The following is a 13380-nucleotide window of genomic DNA, read 5'->3' on the forward strand; positions in this document are numbered from 1 at the left end:
ATGAATATAAAAGATTTTTTACTTGAGTTTAAAACTGAAATTAGTAATAACGAATACAATACTTACATTTCTCACTTACAATTTAGTGAAAAATTAAGTAAAAATAATATCTTAGTATTTATAGCACCAAATCATTTTTTGGCTAAATTTATACAAACAAAATACGCACAAAAATTAGCTTATTTTTATGAAGTAAAAACAGGAATTAATCCTCAAATTAAAATCATCACAAATGATCAAAAAGTAGAGAAAAAACATTTTTCTACAGATATTTCACAGATTAAATTTCAAAGTACTATTTTAAATCCTTCTTTTACTTTTGAAAGTTTTGTTGTAGGGGATTCTAATCAATTTGCCTATGCAACTTGTAAAGCCATTACTGATAAAAGCAAACTTGGAAAATTATATAACCCTATCTTTATCTATGGCCCTACAGGACTTGGAAAAACTCACTTGCTTCAAGCTGTTGGAAATGTATGCTTGGATAATGGATATAAGGTTATTTATGCCACAAGTGATAATTTTATCAATGATTTTACCATACATTTAAATAACAAAACCATGAGTAAATTCCATGAAAAATATAAAAATTGTGATGTTTTACTCATCGATGATGTGCAGTTTTTAGGTAAAACTGACAAAATTCAAGAGGAATTTTTCTTTACTTTTAATGAAATCAAAGAAAAATTTGGACAAATCATCATGACAAGTGATAATCCTCCAAATATGTTAAAAGGCATCACAGAACGCTTAAAAAGTCGTTTTGCAAACGGGATCATTGCAGATATCACTCCACCTCAGCTTGATACAAAAATCGCAATTATCAAGAAAAAATGCGAATTTAATGCTATTTATCTCAAACCTGAAGTCATAAGCTACATTGCTACTTCAATGGGAGATAATATCCGAGAAATAGAAGGTATGATTACAAATTTAAATGCTCAAGCAAGACTTTTTAATCAAGAAATCACTTTAGAAATCGTTAAAAGTTTTATGAAAGATCACATTAAAGAAACAAAAGAAAATATCAGTGTTGAAGACATACTTGCTGATGTTTCAAAAAGCTATAATCTTAAACCTAATGATATAAAATCAAACAAAAAAACACAAAATATCGTTATGGCAAGAAGGGTTGTGATATTTTTAGCAAGAGAACTAACGACTATGTCTATGCCTCAGCTTGCTAGATTTTTTAATATGAAAGATCACACCGCCATTTCACATAATATTAAAAAAATTCAAGAACTAATGAGTGAAAATGAAAACTTAAAAGCCATAGTAGAAGAATTAAGAAATAAAATTTTGACAAAAATAAAAAACACCCTGTGAATAAAAGTGAAAAACAAAAAATTTTATTCTACGAGTAAAATTTCTATAAAAAAAGACTTTTAAAAAGTATTTCACATTTTCACATTACCTATTATTATGATAAAATAAATTTAAAAAATAAAGGAAGTAAAAATGAAAATTAGCATTAACAAAAATACTTTAGAATCTGCCATAGTTTTAACTAACTCTTATGTAGATAAAAAAGACTCAAGCAATATCGCTTCTCACTTACTTTTTGAAGTAGTTGAAGATAAATTAATCATAAGAGCAAGTGATTATGAAATAGGTATTAATTATAAAATCAAAAAAATCAAAGTTGAAAGTGCAGGTTTTGCAACTGCTAATGCTAAAAGTATTTTAGATATTATAAAAAGTTTAAATAATGAAGATGTAGTTTTAGAAACCATAGAAAATTTCCTTTTTATTAGACAAAAAGGAACTAAATATAAACTTCCTATGTTTAATTATGAAGATTTCCCAAATTTCCCAAACACTGAAGGAAAGGATAAATTTGATATTGATTCAAGTGATTTAAGTAGATCTTTGAAAAAGATCTTACCCGCAGTTGATACAAATAATCCAAAGTATTCTTTAAATGGTGCTTTACTTGATATAAAAACTACTCACATCAGCTTTGTAGGTACAGATACTAAACGCTTAGCAGTTTTCACACTTAATAAAATAAATGAAAAAGAATTTAACCTTTGTATCCCTAAAAAAGCTATTTTAGAAATGCAAAAAATCTTTTTTGAAAAAATTGAAATTTATTATGATGAAAATATATTGATTGCAAAAAATGATAATTTTGAGTTTTTCACAAAACTTATTAATGATAAATTCCCTGATTATGAAAGAGTAATTCCAAAAAATATCACGAAAGAATTTATTTTTAAAACTGAGGAATTTATGGATGCGTTGAAAAAAATCAATGTAATTACCGAAAAAATGAAATTAAATTTCCATAAAGATAAACTTGTATTTGAAGGTATTAGTTTAGATAACATGGAAGCAAAAACTGAACTTGAAATGGAACTTAATATAGATGAAGAATTTAATCTTTGCATTAAAAATAAATTCATTACTGACTTTTTAAATTCTATTGAAAGTGAAACATTCAAACTTAGCATAAATGAACCTCATATGGCATTTTTAGTTTCAAGTGAAGAATTACAAACTGTAATTATGCCAGTTATTTTATAAGGAAAATAAATGCAAGAAAATCAAAATTACGGTGCAGGAAATATTAAAGTTTTAAAAGGCTTAGAAGCTGTTAGAAAACGCCCTGGTATGTATATAGGTGATACCAATATAGGTGGTCTTCATCATATGATTTATGAAGTAGTGGATAATTCTATCGATGAAGCTATGGCAGGTTTTTGTGATACGATCAATGTAGAAATTACTACAGAAGGTTCTTGTATAGTAAGTGATAATGGTAGAGGGATTCCAGTTGGAATTCACCCTACTGAAAATATCCCTACTTTGACTGTAGTTTTAACCGTACTTCATGCAGGTGGAAAATTTGATAAAGATACTTATAAAGTCTCAGGCGGTTTACACGGGGTTGGTGTAAGTGTTGTAAATGCTTTATCAAAAAAGTTAGTTGCTACAGTGCATAGAGATGGAGAAATTTACAGACAAGAATTTTCTGAAGGTAAAGTTACAAGCAATTTTGAAACCATAGGTAAAAGTAAAAAAACAGGAACAATCATAGAATTTTGGCCTGATGATCAAATTTTTGAAGTGACTGATTTTGATTATGAAATTTTAGCTAAAAGATTTCGTGAACTTGCATATTTAAATCCAAAAATTACTATAAATTTTAAAGATAACCGCGTAGGAAAAGCAGAAAGTTTTCATTTTGAAGGTGGTATAAGTCAGTTTGTTACAGATTTAAATAAAAAACAAGCTTTAACTAAGGCAATATTTTTCAATGTAGATGAAGAAGATGTAAATGTTGAAGTAGCATTACTTTATAATGATAGTTATAGTGAAAATTTACTTTCTTTTGTAAATAATATCAAAACTCCAGATGGTGGAACGCACGAAGCAGGTTTTAGAATGGGCTTAACTCGTGTTATTAGTAATTACATTGAAGCAAATGCTAGTGCTAGAGAGAAAGACTCTAAAATAACAGGTGATGATGTAAGAGAAGGTTTAATAGCAGTTGTAAGTGTAAAAGTACCTGAGCCACAATTTGAAGGACAAACTAAAGGAAAATTAGGTTCAAGCTATGTTAGACCTATAGTTTCTAAGGCTTCTTTTGAGTATTTGACAAAATATTTTGAAGAAAATCCTATTGAAGCAAAAGCTATTATGAATAAAGCTTTAATGGCTGCTCGTGGTAGAGAAGCAGCTAAAAAAGCTAGAGAATTAACAAGAAAAAAAGAAAGTTCGAGTGTAGGGACTTTGCCAGGAAAATTAGCTGATTGTCAAAGTAAAGATCCAAGTGAAAGTGAAATTTATTTAGTTGAGGGTGATAGTGCGGGAGGTTCTGCAAAACAAGGTAGAGAAAGAACTTTCCAAGCGATTTTACCTTTAAGAGGTAAAATACTCAATGTTGAAAAAGCAAGATTAGATAAAATTTTAAAAAGTGAACAAATTCAAAATATGATTACAGCTTTTGGTTGTGGGATTGGTGATGAATTTGATATAGAAAAATTAAGATATCATAAAATCATTATCATGACTGATGCTGATGTGGATGGTTCTCACATACAAACTTTACTTTTGACATTTTTCTTCCGCTTTATGAATGATCTTGTAACAAATGGACATATTTATTTAGCTCAACCACCTTTATACCGCTATAAAAAAGGACAGAAAAAAGAAATTTATCTAAAAGATGAAAAAGCTTTAAATGATTATTTGATCGAAACAGGTATAGAAAGCTCTACTTATGAGGGTATAGGATTAAATGATTTAAAAGATTTTCTAAAAATAGTTGCAGCTTATAGAAGTGTTTTAAAAGAATTAGAAAAAAGATTTAATGTAATTTCAGTGATTAGATATTTGATAGAAAATCCTGATTTAATAAAAGCTTCTAATGAAGAATTATTTAAAGTTATAAAAGAATTTTTAGAAAAGCAAAATCACAATATTTTAAATTCATATATCAATGAAAATGAAATTCGTGTTTATGTACAAACTGAAAATGGTTTAGAAGAGCTTATCATCAATGATGATTTATTTGCTAATCCTTTGTATGAAGAGGCAAATTATATTTATCAAAAAATCAAAGATAGAGATTTAAAATTTGATAAAGATATTTTAGAAATTTTAGATGAAGTTGAAAAAAATGCTAAAAAAGGTGCTTATATACAACGCTATAAAGGTCTTGGTGAGATGAATCCTGAACAACTTTGGGAAACAACTATGGATCCAAGTAATCGTCGTTTGTTAAAGATTACCATAGAAGATGCTCAAAGAGCAAATGATACTTTTAACCTTTTCATGGGAGATGATGTAGAGCCTCGCCGTGAATATATACAAGCTCATGCTAAAGATGTTAAGCATTTAGATGTTTAATTTTTAAAATGAAAACTTTTTTACAAAATATTCCAAAAGTAGAATTACACTTACACATTGAAGGCTCATTAGAGCCTAAAATGATGTTTGATTTGGCTAGAAAAAATAATATTACTTTAAAATATAAAAGTGAAGAAGAGATTAAAAAAGCTTATGATTTTTCAAATTTGCAAGATTTTTTAGATATATATTATCAAGGTGCAAATGTCTTACAAACCAAGCAAGATTTTTATGATTTGACCTTTGCTTATATGAAAAAGTGTAAAGAGCAAAATGTAGTTCATACTGAAATTTTCTTTGATCCTCAAACTCATACTGCTAGAAATATACCTTTAAAAGATGTTATAGAAGGAATTTGGGAAGCTTTGCAAAAAGCAAAAGAAGAATTTGGAATTTCAAGTTTTTTAATAGCTTGTATTTTAAGGCATTTAAGCGAAGATGAGGGTTTAAAAACTTTAGATGAGCTTTGTTTATATAAAGATAAGATCAAAGCCATAGGACTTGATAGTTCTGAACTTAATAATCCTCCTTTTAAATTTAACAATTTATTTCAAAAAGCTAAAGAAGAAGGCTTTTTGTTAGTTATGCATGCGGGTGAAGAAGGAAGTAGTGAGTATATCAAACAAGCTTTAGAGCTTGGTGTAAGTAGAATAGATCATGGCGTAAGGTGTGAAGAAGATTTAGAGCTTGTAAAACAATTAGCAAAAAGTCAAATTCCACTAACAATGTGCCCTTTATCAAATATAAAATTAAAAGTTTTTAATACCATGCAAGAGCATAATATCTTAAAACTTTTAAGACAAAATCTCTGTGTTTGTGTAAATTCAGATGATCCTGCGTATTTTGGTGGATATATTTTAGAAAATTTTAATGCTTTAGATAAAGCTTTTAAACTTAGTAAAGATGAGGTTAAAAAACTTTGTATCAATGCTATAAATGCATCATTTTTACAAGAAAATGAGAAAGAAAGTTTAAGAAAAATGATCGAAGAATTTTCATGATTTTTTTAATTGGCGGAGAAAGTCATACAGGAAAAACTTTATTAGCTCAAAAATTACTTGAAAAATATTTTTATTCTTACTTGAGTTTGGATCATTTAAAAATGGGCTTGATTAAAGGAATGAAAGATTGTCCTTTTAAAGTATATGAAGATGAAAAAATAAGTGAGTATTTATTTCCTATCATAGAAAGTATTATACAAACTTGTCTTGAAAATAGTCAAAATTTAATTATAGAAGGAATTTATCTTACTCCTAAAAGAGTTCAAAAATTTAAAAATAATTCTTTAATAAAGATATTCTATATTATTTTTTCAAAAGAATATATTTTACAAAATTATAAATTAATATATCAAAAAGAAAATATTATAGAAACTCGTTTAACTAGTGAAAAAGAAAATATAAATATTTTAATATCAAATCATCAGTATTTAAAATCACAATGTGAAAATTTTAATTTACCTTTTTTAGAAATCAAAAAAGACTATGAAATTGAAATTCAAAAAGCTTTTGAATTTTTTGTATAATTTTAATTTTAAATAGGAGAAATTGTATGAGATATGGTGAAAAAGAAATCAAAGAATTTAGTGTAGAAAATATGGAAGTTTGGCCAAATGATGCTAAAAATGATTATGTGATTAAAATTACTTTGCCTGAATTTATGTGTTGTTGTCCGCGTAGTGGGTATCCTGATTTTGCTACAATTTACTTAGAATATATTCCAAATAAATTAGTAGTAGAACTTAAAGCAATTAAACTTTATATTAATACCTTTATGTATAGAAATATTTCACATGAAGCAAGTATTAATGAAATTTATAATACTTTAAAAGAAAAACTTGATCCAAAATGGATAAAAGTAGTAGGTGATTTTAACCCTCGTGGTAATGTACATACTGTGATTGAATGTAGATCTGATTTAGTAATACCACAAAATTAAATTTTTATTAAAAATAAAAGGATATATTAAGTCTTATTTTAAAGGAGGAAAATATGAAATTAAAATTATTTAGTCTAGTTGCAAGTGTTACTTTGATTTCAAATTTAGCTTTAGCGGATGAAAATTCAGGTTTGCTTTTAGGTATTGATGCAGGATGGTTTCATACTAAGGTAAAATCTGATCTTGAACATACTAAAAATAATAAAAAATTTAATGGTGATTTAGAAGGTAATATCCCTGTTTTTGGTTTAAGAGCTGGATATCGTTTTAATGAAAATCATAGAATTTATGGTGCTTATAATTATTCAAGTGAATTTAGTGACGTAATCAATACTACAAAGTTAAAAATTGATGGAGAATTTACCACACATAAGTTTTTACTTGGTTATGATTTTACTCCAAAAATATTTGAAAAAATAAGAGCAGTTTTAGGTGTATATGGTGGTTATGCAAGAACGGATATGACTTTAAAAACAAGCTTTTTATCTTTATCTCAAAACTTTGATGGTTATACCTATGGAGCAAAAATCGGTGCTTTATATGAGTTAAATCAAGCAAATGAAATTGAGTTTGGTTTTAAAGCCGAACAAAGTCATTATAATACAAGAAATTTTAGCACTGCTAATTCATCAAATTTTTATGATCCTAAACAAACAAATTATGGTTTATATCTAGGATATACTTATAAATTTTAAGGAGAATATATGCCAAAAGATGCAAATGGAACTGAACTTAATGCAGGTGATAGTGTAAGTGTAATTAAAGATTTAAAAGTTAAAGGTGTAAGCACTACTTTAAAGCGTGGTACGACTATAAAAAATATTAAGCTTACAAATAAAGAAACTGAAATTGAAGCTAAGGTAGATAAATTTGGTGTGATTGTTTTAAAAACTGAATTTCTTAAAAAAATATAGTAGAAATTCCCAATTAACTTTGGGAATTTTCTTCTTGATAAATACAATGTTTGAAAATAAATTGATGTTCCTCAGGCAAGTTTTCAAACAAAGCATTTGCTAAATTTCTTATCTCCCAAAGGGCTGATTTTGAGCTTCTTAGAGTGATAAAATTTTGCAAACTTCTTGCATTAATCGTTAAAGTTAATTCTGTTTTATAGCTTTCTGGTAAGCAGTATTTTGCTATGTCTAAACTAATGCTATTTTGCAAAATCAAACGCAAATTTTCTAAAGCTTTAATACTTGCATTATCTACTACTTCATTTCCGGTTAATACCAAGTATCTCTTAGCATTTTCAAAGTCATTTTCTTTAAATTCACTTTCATTTCTTAGTTCTTTTAAAGTATATCTTGTGCTTTTTACACTAGGACTAGTGTGGCGGTGTCTTGCAACTTCTTGTAGACATGCTCTTGAAATACCTTGTATATAAAAAGTATAGTTTAAATGCTCTAAGGTTGAAGCATGTTTGAATTTATTTCCCACACGATCGATTAATTCTTTATCTTTTTCACCACCACAATCGCCTTTGTCAAAACTTTGCCAACATGTTCTTGTCGCATGAGAGCATACAGAAAGTGGAGTATGATTTAATAATGTGATTTTCATCGAAAAATTCCTTCAAAAATAATTGAATTTTACACAAATGTTTATAAAAATAAAATTTTTTATTCGTTATAATTTCAAAAAAAGAAATTAAGGTTATTTTATGAAATTAAAACAAACTAAATATATTTTTGTAACTGGTGGTGTTTTAAGCTCATTAGGAAAAGGTATAGCAGCAGCTTCTATAGCTACGATTTTAAAAAATTCAGGTTTAAAAGTAAGTATTTTAAAAGCAGATCCTTATATCAACGTAGATCCTGGTACTATGAGTCCTTTGGAGCATGGGGAAGTTTTTGTTACAGATGATGGAGCTGAGACAGATTTAGACTTAGGACATTATGAGAGATTTTTAAATGAGAGCTTGTCTCAGGATAATAACTTTACAACAGGTAGAGTTTATCAAAGTGTTATAGAAAAAGAAAGAAGAGGGGATTACCTAGGAAAAACCATACAAGTAATCCCTCATATAGTTGATGAGATAAAAGATCGTATTAAAAAAGCCGGAGTTGATAAAGATATTTTAATTGTTGAAATAGGTGGTACAGTAGGAGATATAGAAGGTCTACCATTTTTAGAAGCCATTAGAGCTTTAAAGCTTGAAGTGGGTAAATATAATGCTATTAATATTCACTTAACTTTAGTGCCATTTATCAAAGCAGCAGGAGAACTTAAAACAAAACCAACTCAACATAGCGTGGGAGAATTACGCCGTATAGGTATAAGTCCTGATATGATTGTTTGCAGAAGTGAAAAATCTTTAGATAGAGAGTTAAAAGATAAGATTGCAATTTCATGTGGAGTTGAAAAAAATTGTGTTATAGAAAGTATGGATGCAGCTAGTATTTATCAAATTCCACTAAATTTCTTAAAACAAGATATTTTAAATTCTATTGCAAGTTTATTAGATCTTCAAAATTTAAAGCCAAATATGAATGAATGGGATTCTTTGGTAAAAAGAGTCATTGCTCCAAGTAATGAACTTAGCATTGCTTTTGTAGGAAAATATGTAGATTTAAAAGAAAGTTATAAAAGCTTAACAGAAGCCATTATCCATGCAGGTGCAGCACTTGATGCGAGAGTAAATTTAAAATGGATAGATAGTGAAAAGTTAGAAAATGCAAATGTTGAAGAAAGCTTTAAAGATGTAAGTGGGATTTTAGTAGCAGGTGGTTTTGGTTACCGTGGGGTAGAAGGAAAAATCAAAGCCATACAATATGCAAGAGAAAATAAAATTCCATTTTTAGGAATTTGTTTGGGTATGCAGCTTTCTTTAGTGGAATTTGCACGCAATGTTTTAAAACTAGAAGATGCAAATTCTCATGAATTTAATCCAAATTGTAAAAATCCTATCATCTTTTTAATTGATGAATTTATTGATGCAAGTGGAGAAAAGCAAATTAGAACAAGCAAAACTCCACTTGGTGGAACTATGCGTCTTGGGGCTTATGAGTGTCATATCAAGCCAAATACACTTTTAAGTAAGGTTTATGATAACCAAAAAAGCGTAAAAGAACGTCACCGCCACCGCTATGAAGCAAATCCAAAATACAAAGAAATGTTTGAGAAAAACGGGCTTATTATAAGCGGGGAAAATGAAGGTTTGGTTGAGGCTGTGGAGCTTAAAGATCATCCATTTTTCTTAGCAGTGCAGTTTCACCCTGAATTTACTTCACGCTTAGTTAGAGTTAATCCGGCTATTTTTTCTTTTATCAAGGCATCTTTAACAAATCATGCTAAATAAAGCTAAAATAAAAGAAATTTTACACCAGCGTTTTATCAACGATACGCATGTAAAGCTTTGTGATTTACCTATGCCATCTTGTTTAAAAGATGTTTATAAGGGTGCTTTGCGTATCAAAGAAGCGATTGAAAAAAATCAAAAACTTGCTATTGTTGGGGATTATGATGTTGATGGGGTAATTTCTTGTGTGATTTTATCTGAATTTTTTGATGATATCGGATATGACTATGTGGTAAAAATTCCAAATCGTTTTAAAGATGGATATGGTCTAAATGAAGAAATCATCAATGAACTCAATGGAGTAGATTTAATCATCACTGTAGATAATGGTATAGCAGCTTTTGATGCAGCAGAGCTTTGTTTGCAAAAAGGAATTGATTTAATCATAACTGATCATCATATGCCTCCAGTTACTTTACCAAAAGCTTATGCGATCATTAATCCTAAACAACAAGATTGTGATTTTCCTGATATTGAAATTTGTGGAGCTCAAGTGGCTTGGTATTTAGTCGCTGCGATAAAAGAAGTGTGTAAGATTAATTACAATATGTGTAAATTTATAGAGCTTTTATCTATCGCAATTATCGCAGATATGATGGAGCTTAGAGATTTAAATAGAGCCTTAGTTAGAAAAGGTATAGAATGTATTAACGATTCAAAGCGTGTAGCATTTAAAGCTATTAAGCAGTATTTTGGTAAGGATAAATTCGAACTTGATAATATCAGCTTTTTAATCGCACCTTTGATTAATAGTGCAGGTAGAATGGATGATGCGATTATTTCTTATAAATTTTTACATTCTAAAAATATCGATGAGGTTATGGGTTATTTAGAACAAATTATTACTTATAATAATAGCCGCAAAGATGAAGAACGCGAGCTTTTTAAGCAGTGTTTAGAACAAGTTGATGAAAATGATCCTGTGATTATTGTCAATGGCCAAAATTGGCATGAGGGTGTTTTGGGCATAGTTGCAAGTCGTTTGGCAAAGCATTTTAACAAACCCGCCTTTGTTTTTTCAGAATGTGAGCAAAAGGCTAAAGCTAGTGTTAGAAGCGTGGGTAGGATAGATATTTTAAATGTTATAGAACAAGCTAAAGAATTTGTTTTAAGCTATGGCGGGCATAAAGGTGCAGCTGGAGTTTTAGTAGAGCTTGAAAAATTTAGTATTTTTAAAAGTAGGCTTTATGAAATTTGTCAAAATATCCCTAAAGATGATTTTTACAATGCTGATGAGGTTTTAGGTAGTATTGATCCAAATGAAGTTGATTTTGAACTTTTAGAGATATTAGAATTTTTTGAGCCTTTTGGGCATAAAAATCCAAGGCCATATTTTAAATTTGATAAGCTTTTTGTAAAAAATAAAAGAAAGCTAGGGAAAGATGAAAATCACATGAAGCTTATTTTAACTCAAGGAAATAAAACTCTAGAAGCTTTATTTTTTAATTTTGACTATGAGCCAGAGCTTGGAGAAAGCATTGATCTTATAGCTAGCGTTTCTAAAAATAATTTTAGAGGATTAATCACCCCTCAACTTACTATAAAAGAAATTCTTAGATAATTCATTAACTTAGCTACATAGTTTTTATTTATAAATTTGCTATAGTATAAGTACTTTAAAGGAGTAAAATGTTAAAAAAATTTTTATTATTAGTAGTATTTTTTAATTTTACTTTTGCTTTTGATACCAAAATTTTTATAGGCGATACTTATATACCTGAAAATTTTTATAAGTACGATAAAGACTTTAAAACTGCAGCTAGAAAGTACAATATACCGACGGCTTTACTCAAAGCCATAGCTTTAACAGAAAATGCAGCTTATAAGCATAATATCACCAGCAAAAATAAAAATCAAACAAGAGATTATGGTTTAATGCAAATCAATAGCATTCATTTAAAGCGCTATGGGATTAGTGAGAGTGAGATTGTAAAAGCTAGTGTAAATATTGACATAGCAGCAAGATTACTTCATGAGATTATACAAAAACATGGCTTTAGTTGGAATGCTATTGGAAGGTATCATTCAGCAAATGATAAATATAAAAATATTTGGCTTGATAAAGTGATGAAAAATTTAGTTGCTATAGTTTTAAAAGATAGCAAAGATCTTTTTATAATGGAAAAATTCAGAGCTTTTAAACTTGCTTCTCTTTTGATAAATGTGGATAAAAAACAATATAGAATTTTATTAGCAAGTAATAATTAAAACAAGAAATTATAAATTTTCTTGTTTTAAAGCTTCTGCTTGGTAATAAGCGATTAAAGGCTCGATGATCTCATCAAAAAGACCACCTTCTAAAATCGCATCAAGTCTATATAAAGTAAGATTTATTCTATGGTCGCTAATTCTATTTTGAGGGAAATTATAAGTGCGTATGCGTTCACTTCTATCGCCGCTTCCAACTTGAGATTTTCTTGCTTCGCTTTCTTTTGCTAAGCGTTCTTGTTCTTGCATTTCAAAAAGTCTTGCTTTTAAGACTTTCATAGCACTTTCTTTGTTTTTATGCTGGCTTTTGCCATCTTGATTTACTACAACTATACCTGTTGGAATATGAGTAATTCTTACAGCACTATCTGTGGTATTAACGCTTTGTCCACCGTGACCACTACTGCGCATTACATCGATTTTTAAATCATTTGGATTGATTTGAATTTCAACATCATCAACTTCTGGCATGATAGCCACTGTAATAGCTGAAGTATGAACTCTACCTTGAGATTCTGTCTCAGGTACTCTTTGAACTCTGTGCGTTCCACCTTCGTATTTTAGCCTTGAATAAGCTCCATTTCCTTTGATGAGAATGATAATTTCTTTAAATCCCCCTACACTACCCTCGCTAGAACTTACGATTTCGTATTTATAATCACGATTTTCAGCATAGCGTATGTAAGCTTTTACCAAGTCCCCAACAAATAAAGAAGCTTCATCTCCTCCTGTTCCAGCACGAATTTCTAAAAATATATTTTTATCATCGTTTGGATCTTTAGGCAGTAAAAGAATTTTTAATTCTTCTTCAAGTTGTGGCTTTAAGACTTCGAGATTTTTAAGCTCTTCTTTTGCAAGCTCCCCTAGTTCTGTATCAGATAAAAGAATTTTATTTTCTTCGATTTCATCTAAAGTTTTAAGGTATTCTTTTGCTTTTTCTACTATGGGTTCTAAATTCTTTTGCTCTTTAGATAGAGCTGTCATTTTAGAAATATCATTAGAGATATTAACATCGCTAAGAAGAGTATTTAACTCATCAAAGCGTGCTAAAAAAGGTTTGAGTTTATCAGCTAACATTA

13 protein-coding genes are annotated in these 13380 nt (G+C 28.8%); 11 read left to right on the forward strand and 2 right to left on the reverse strand.

Annotation, left to right across the window (positions count from 1 at the left end):
- The 8 genes from dnaA (at position 1) to CLCT_RS00040 (ending at position 7709) form a co-directional block, all read left to right on the forward strand.
- A complete protein-coding gene (gene dnaA / locus CLCT_RS00005) occupies positions 1-1329 on the forward strand; it encodes a chromosomal replication initiator protein DnaA (protein ID WP_149061899.1) in 1329 nt (442 codons plus the stop codon).
- Between the two features lie 132 nt (positions 1330-1461).
- Positions 1462-2529: a DNA polymerase III subunit beta gene (gene dnaN, locus CLCT_RS00010; protein ID WP_149061900.1), complete on the forward strand. Its 1068-nt coding sequence runs from the start codon at positions 1462-1464 to the stop codon at positions 2527-2529.
- Positions 2530-2538: 9 nt separating this feature from the next.
- Positions 2539-4857 carry a DNA topoisomerase (ATP-hydrolyzing) subunit B gene (gene gyrB / locus CLCT_RS00015; protein WP_115644741.1) on the forward strand — a complete coding sequence of 773 codons (2319 nt, stop codon included), beginning with the start codon at positions 2539-2541 and terminating at the stop codon, positions 4855-4857.
- 8 nt (positions 4858-4865) lie between these two features.
- Positions 4866-5858, forward strand: a complete 993-nt coding sequence (locus CLCT_RS00020) for an adenosine deaminase (RefSeq protein WP_149061901.1) — start codon at positions 4866-4868, stop codon at positions 5856-5858.
- Positions 5855-6382 carry an adenylate kinase gene (locus CLCT_RS07710; protein WP_149061902.1) on the forward strand — a complete coding sequence of 176 codons (528 nt, stop codon included), beginning with the start codon at positions 5855-5857 and terminating at the stop codon, positions 6380-6382. Before CLCT_RS00020 ends, CLCT_RS07710 begins: the two co-directional genes overlap by 4 nt.
- Positions 6383-6408: 26 nt before the next feature.
- Positions 6409-6795: a preQ(1) synthase gene (queF, locus tag CLCT_RS00030; protein ID WP_149061903.1), complete on the forward strand. Its 387-nt coding sequence runs from the start codon at positions 6409-6411 to the stop codon at positions 6793-6795.
- A gap of 53 nt (positions 6796-6848) precedes the next feature.
- Complete coding sequence (locus CLCT_RS00035) at positions 6849-7490, forward strand: outer membrane beta-barrel protein (protein ID WP_149061904.1); 642 nt, start codon at positions 6849-6851, stop codon at positions 7488-7490.
- Between the two features lie 9 nt (positions 7491-7499).
- Positions 7500-7709, forward strand: a complete 210-nt coding sequence (locus CLCT_RS00040; RefSeq protein WP_149061905.1) for an alkylphosphonate utilization protein — start codon at positions 7500-7502, stop codon at positions 7707-7709.
- Between the two features lie 13 nt (positions 7710-7722).
- Here the strand turns inward: CLCT_RS00040 and thyX are convergent, their stop codons facing one another.
- The gene (gene thyX / locus CLCT_RS00045; RefSeq protein ID WP_039667794.1) at positions 7723-8355 is read right to left on the reverse strand and encodes an FAD-dependent thymidylate synthase; all 633 of its coding nucleotides are present in this window, start codon (positions 8353-8355) and stop codon (positions 7723-7725) included.
- Between the two features lie 100 nt (positions 8356-8455).
- Here thyX and pyrG point away from each other — a divergent pair, with 100 nt between their 5' ends.
- The 3 genes from pyrG (at position 8456) to CLCT_RS00060 (ending at position 12301) form a co-directional block, all read left to right on the forward strand.
- Positions 8456-10093, forward strand: a complete 1638-nt coding sequence (pyrG, locus tag CLCT_RS00050) for a CTP synthase (RefSeq protein ID WP_149061906.1) — start codon at positions 8456-8458, stop codon at positions 10091-10093.
- Positions 10083-11654, forward strand: a complete 1572-nt coding sequence (gene recJ / locus CLCT_RS00055) for a single-stranded-DNA-specific exonuclease RecJ (RefSeq protein WP_149061907.1) — start codon at positions 10083-10085, stop codon at positions 11652-11654. The genes pyrG and recJ overlap by 11 nt, the downstream gene beginning before the upstream one ends.
- Positions 11655-11722: 68 nt before the next feature.
- A complete protein-coding gene (locus tag CLCT_RS00060; protein WP_052239408.1) occupies positions 11723-12301 on the forward strand; it encodes a lytic transglycosylase domain-containing protein in 579 nt (192 codons plus the stop codon).
- Positions 12302-12310: 9 nt separating this feature from the next.
- Here the strand turns inward: CLCT_RS00060 and prfA are convergent, their stop codons facing one another.
- Positions 12311-13378: a peptide chain release factor 1 gene (prfA, locus tag CLCT_RS00065; RefSeq protein ID WP_039667797.1), complete on the reverse strand. Its 1068-nt coding sequence runs from the start codon at positions 13376-13378 to the stop codon at positions 12311-12313.
- Positions 13379-13380: the final 2 nt, after the last annotated feature.

Source organism: Campylobacter lari subsp. concheus, assembly GCF_008245025.1.
GTDB lineage: Bacteria > Campylobacterota > Campylobacteria > Campylobacterales > Campylobacteraceae > Campylobacter_D > Campylobacter_D concheus.

What these genes read in the sequence shown, in the direction of transcription:
- dnaA (WP_149061899.1), top strand. Translation starts at nt 1, where the DNA reads ATGAATATAAAAGATTTTTTACTTGAGTTTAAAACTGAAATTAGTAAT.
- dnaN (WP_149061900.1), top strand. Translation starts at nt 1,462, where the DNA reads ATGAAAATTAGCATTAACAAAAATACTTTAGAATCTGCCATAGTTTTA.
- gyrB (WP_115644741.1), top strand. Translation starts at nt 2,539, where the DNA reads ATGCAAGAAAATCAAAATTACGGTGCAGGAAATATTAAAGTTTTAAAA.
- CLCT_RS00020 (WP_149061901.1), top strand. Translation starts at nt 4,866, where the DNA reads ATGAAAACTTTTTTACAAAATATTCCAAAAGTAGAATTACACTTACAC.
- CLCT_RS07710 (WP_149061902.1), top strand. Translation starts at nt 5,855, where the DNA reads ATGATTTTTTTAATTGGCGGAGAAAGTCATACAGGAAAAACTTTATTA.
- queF (WP_149061903.1), top strand. Translation starts at nt 6,409, where the DNA reads ATGAGATATGGTGAAAAAGAAATCAAAGAATTTAGTGTAGAAAATATG.
- CLCT_RS00035 (WP_149061904.1), top strand. Translation starts at nt 6,849, where the DNA reads ATGAAATTAAAATTATTTAGTCTAGTTGCAAGTGTTACTTTGATTTCA.
- CLCT_RS00040 (WP_149061905.1), top strand. Translation starts at nt 7,500, where the DNA reads ATGCCAAAAGATGCAAATGGAACTGAACTTAATGCAGGTGATAGTGTA.
- thyX (WP_039667794.1), bottom strand. Translation starts at nt 8,355, where the DNA reads ATGAAAATCACATTATTAAATCATACTCCACTTTCTGTATGCTCTCAT.
- pyrG (WP_149061906.1), top strand. Translation starts at nt 8,456, where the DNA reads ATGAAATTAAAACAAACTAAATATATTTTTGTAACTGGTGGTGTTTTA.
- recJ (WP_149061907.1), top strand. Translation starts at nt 10,083, where the DNA reads ATGCTAAATAAAGCTAAAATAAAAGAAATTTTACACCAGCGTTTTATC.
- CLCT_RS00060 (WP_052239408.1), top strand. Translation starts at nt 11,723, where the DNA reads ATGTTAAAAAAATTTTTATTATTAGTAGTATTTTTTAATTTTACTTTT.
- prfA (WP_039667797.1), bottom strand. Translation starts at nt 13,378, where the DNA reads ATGTTAGCTGATAAACTCAAACCTTTTTTAGCACGCTTTGATGAGTTA.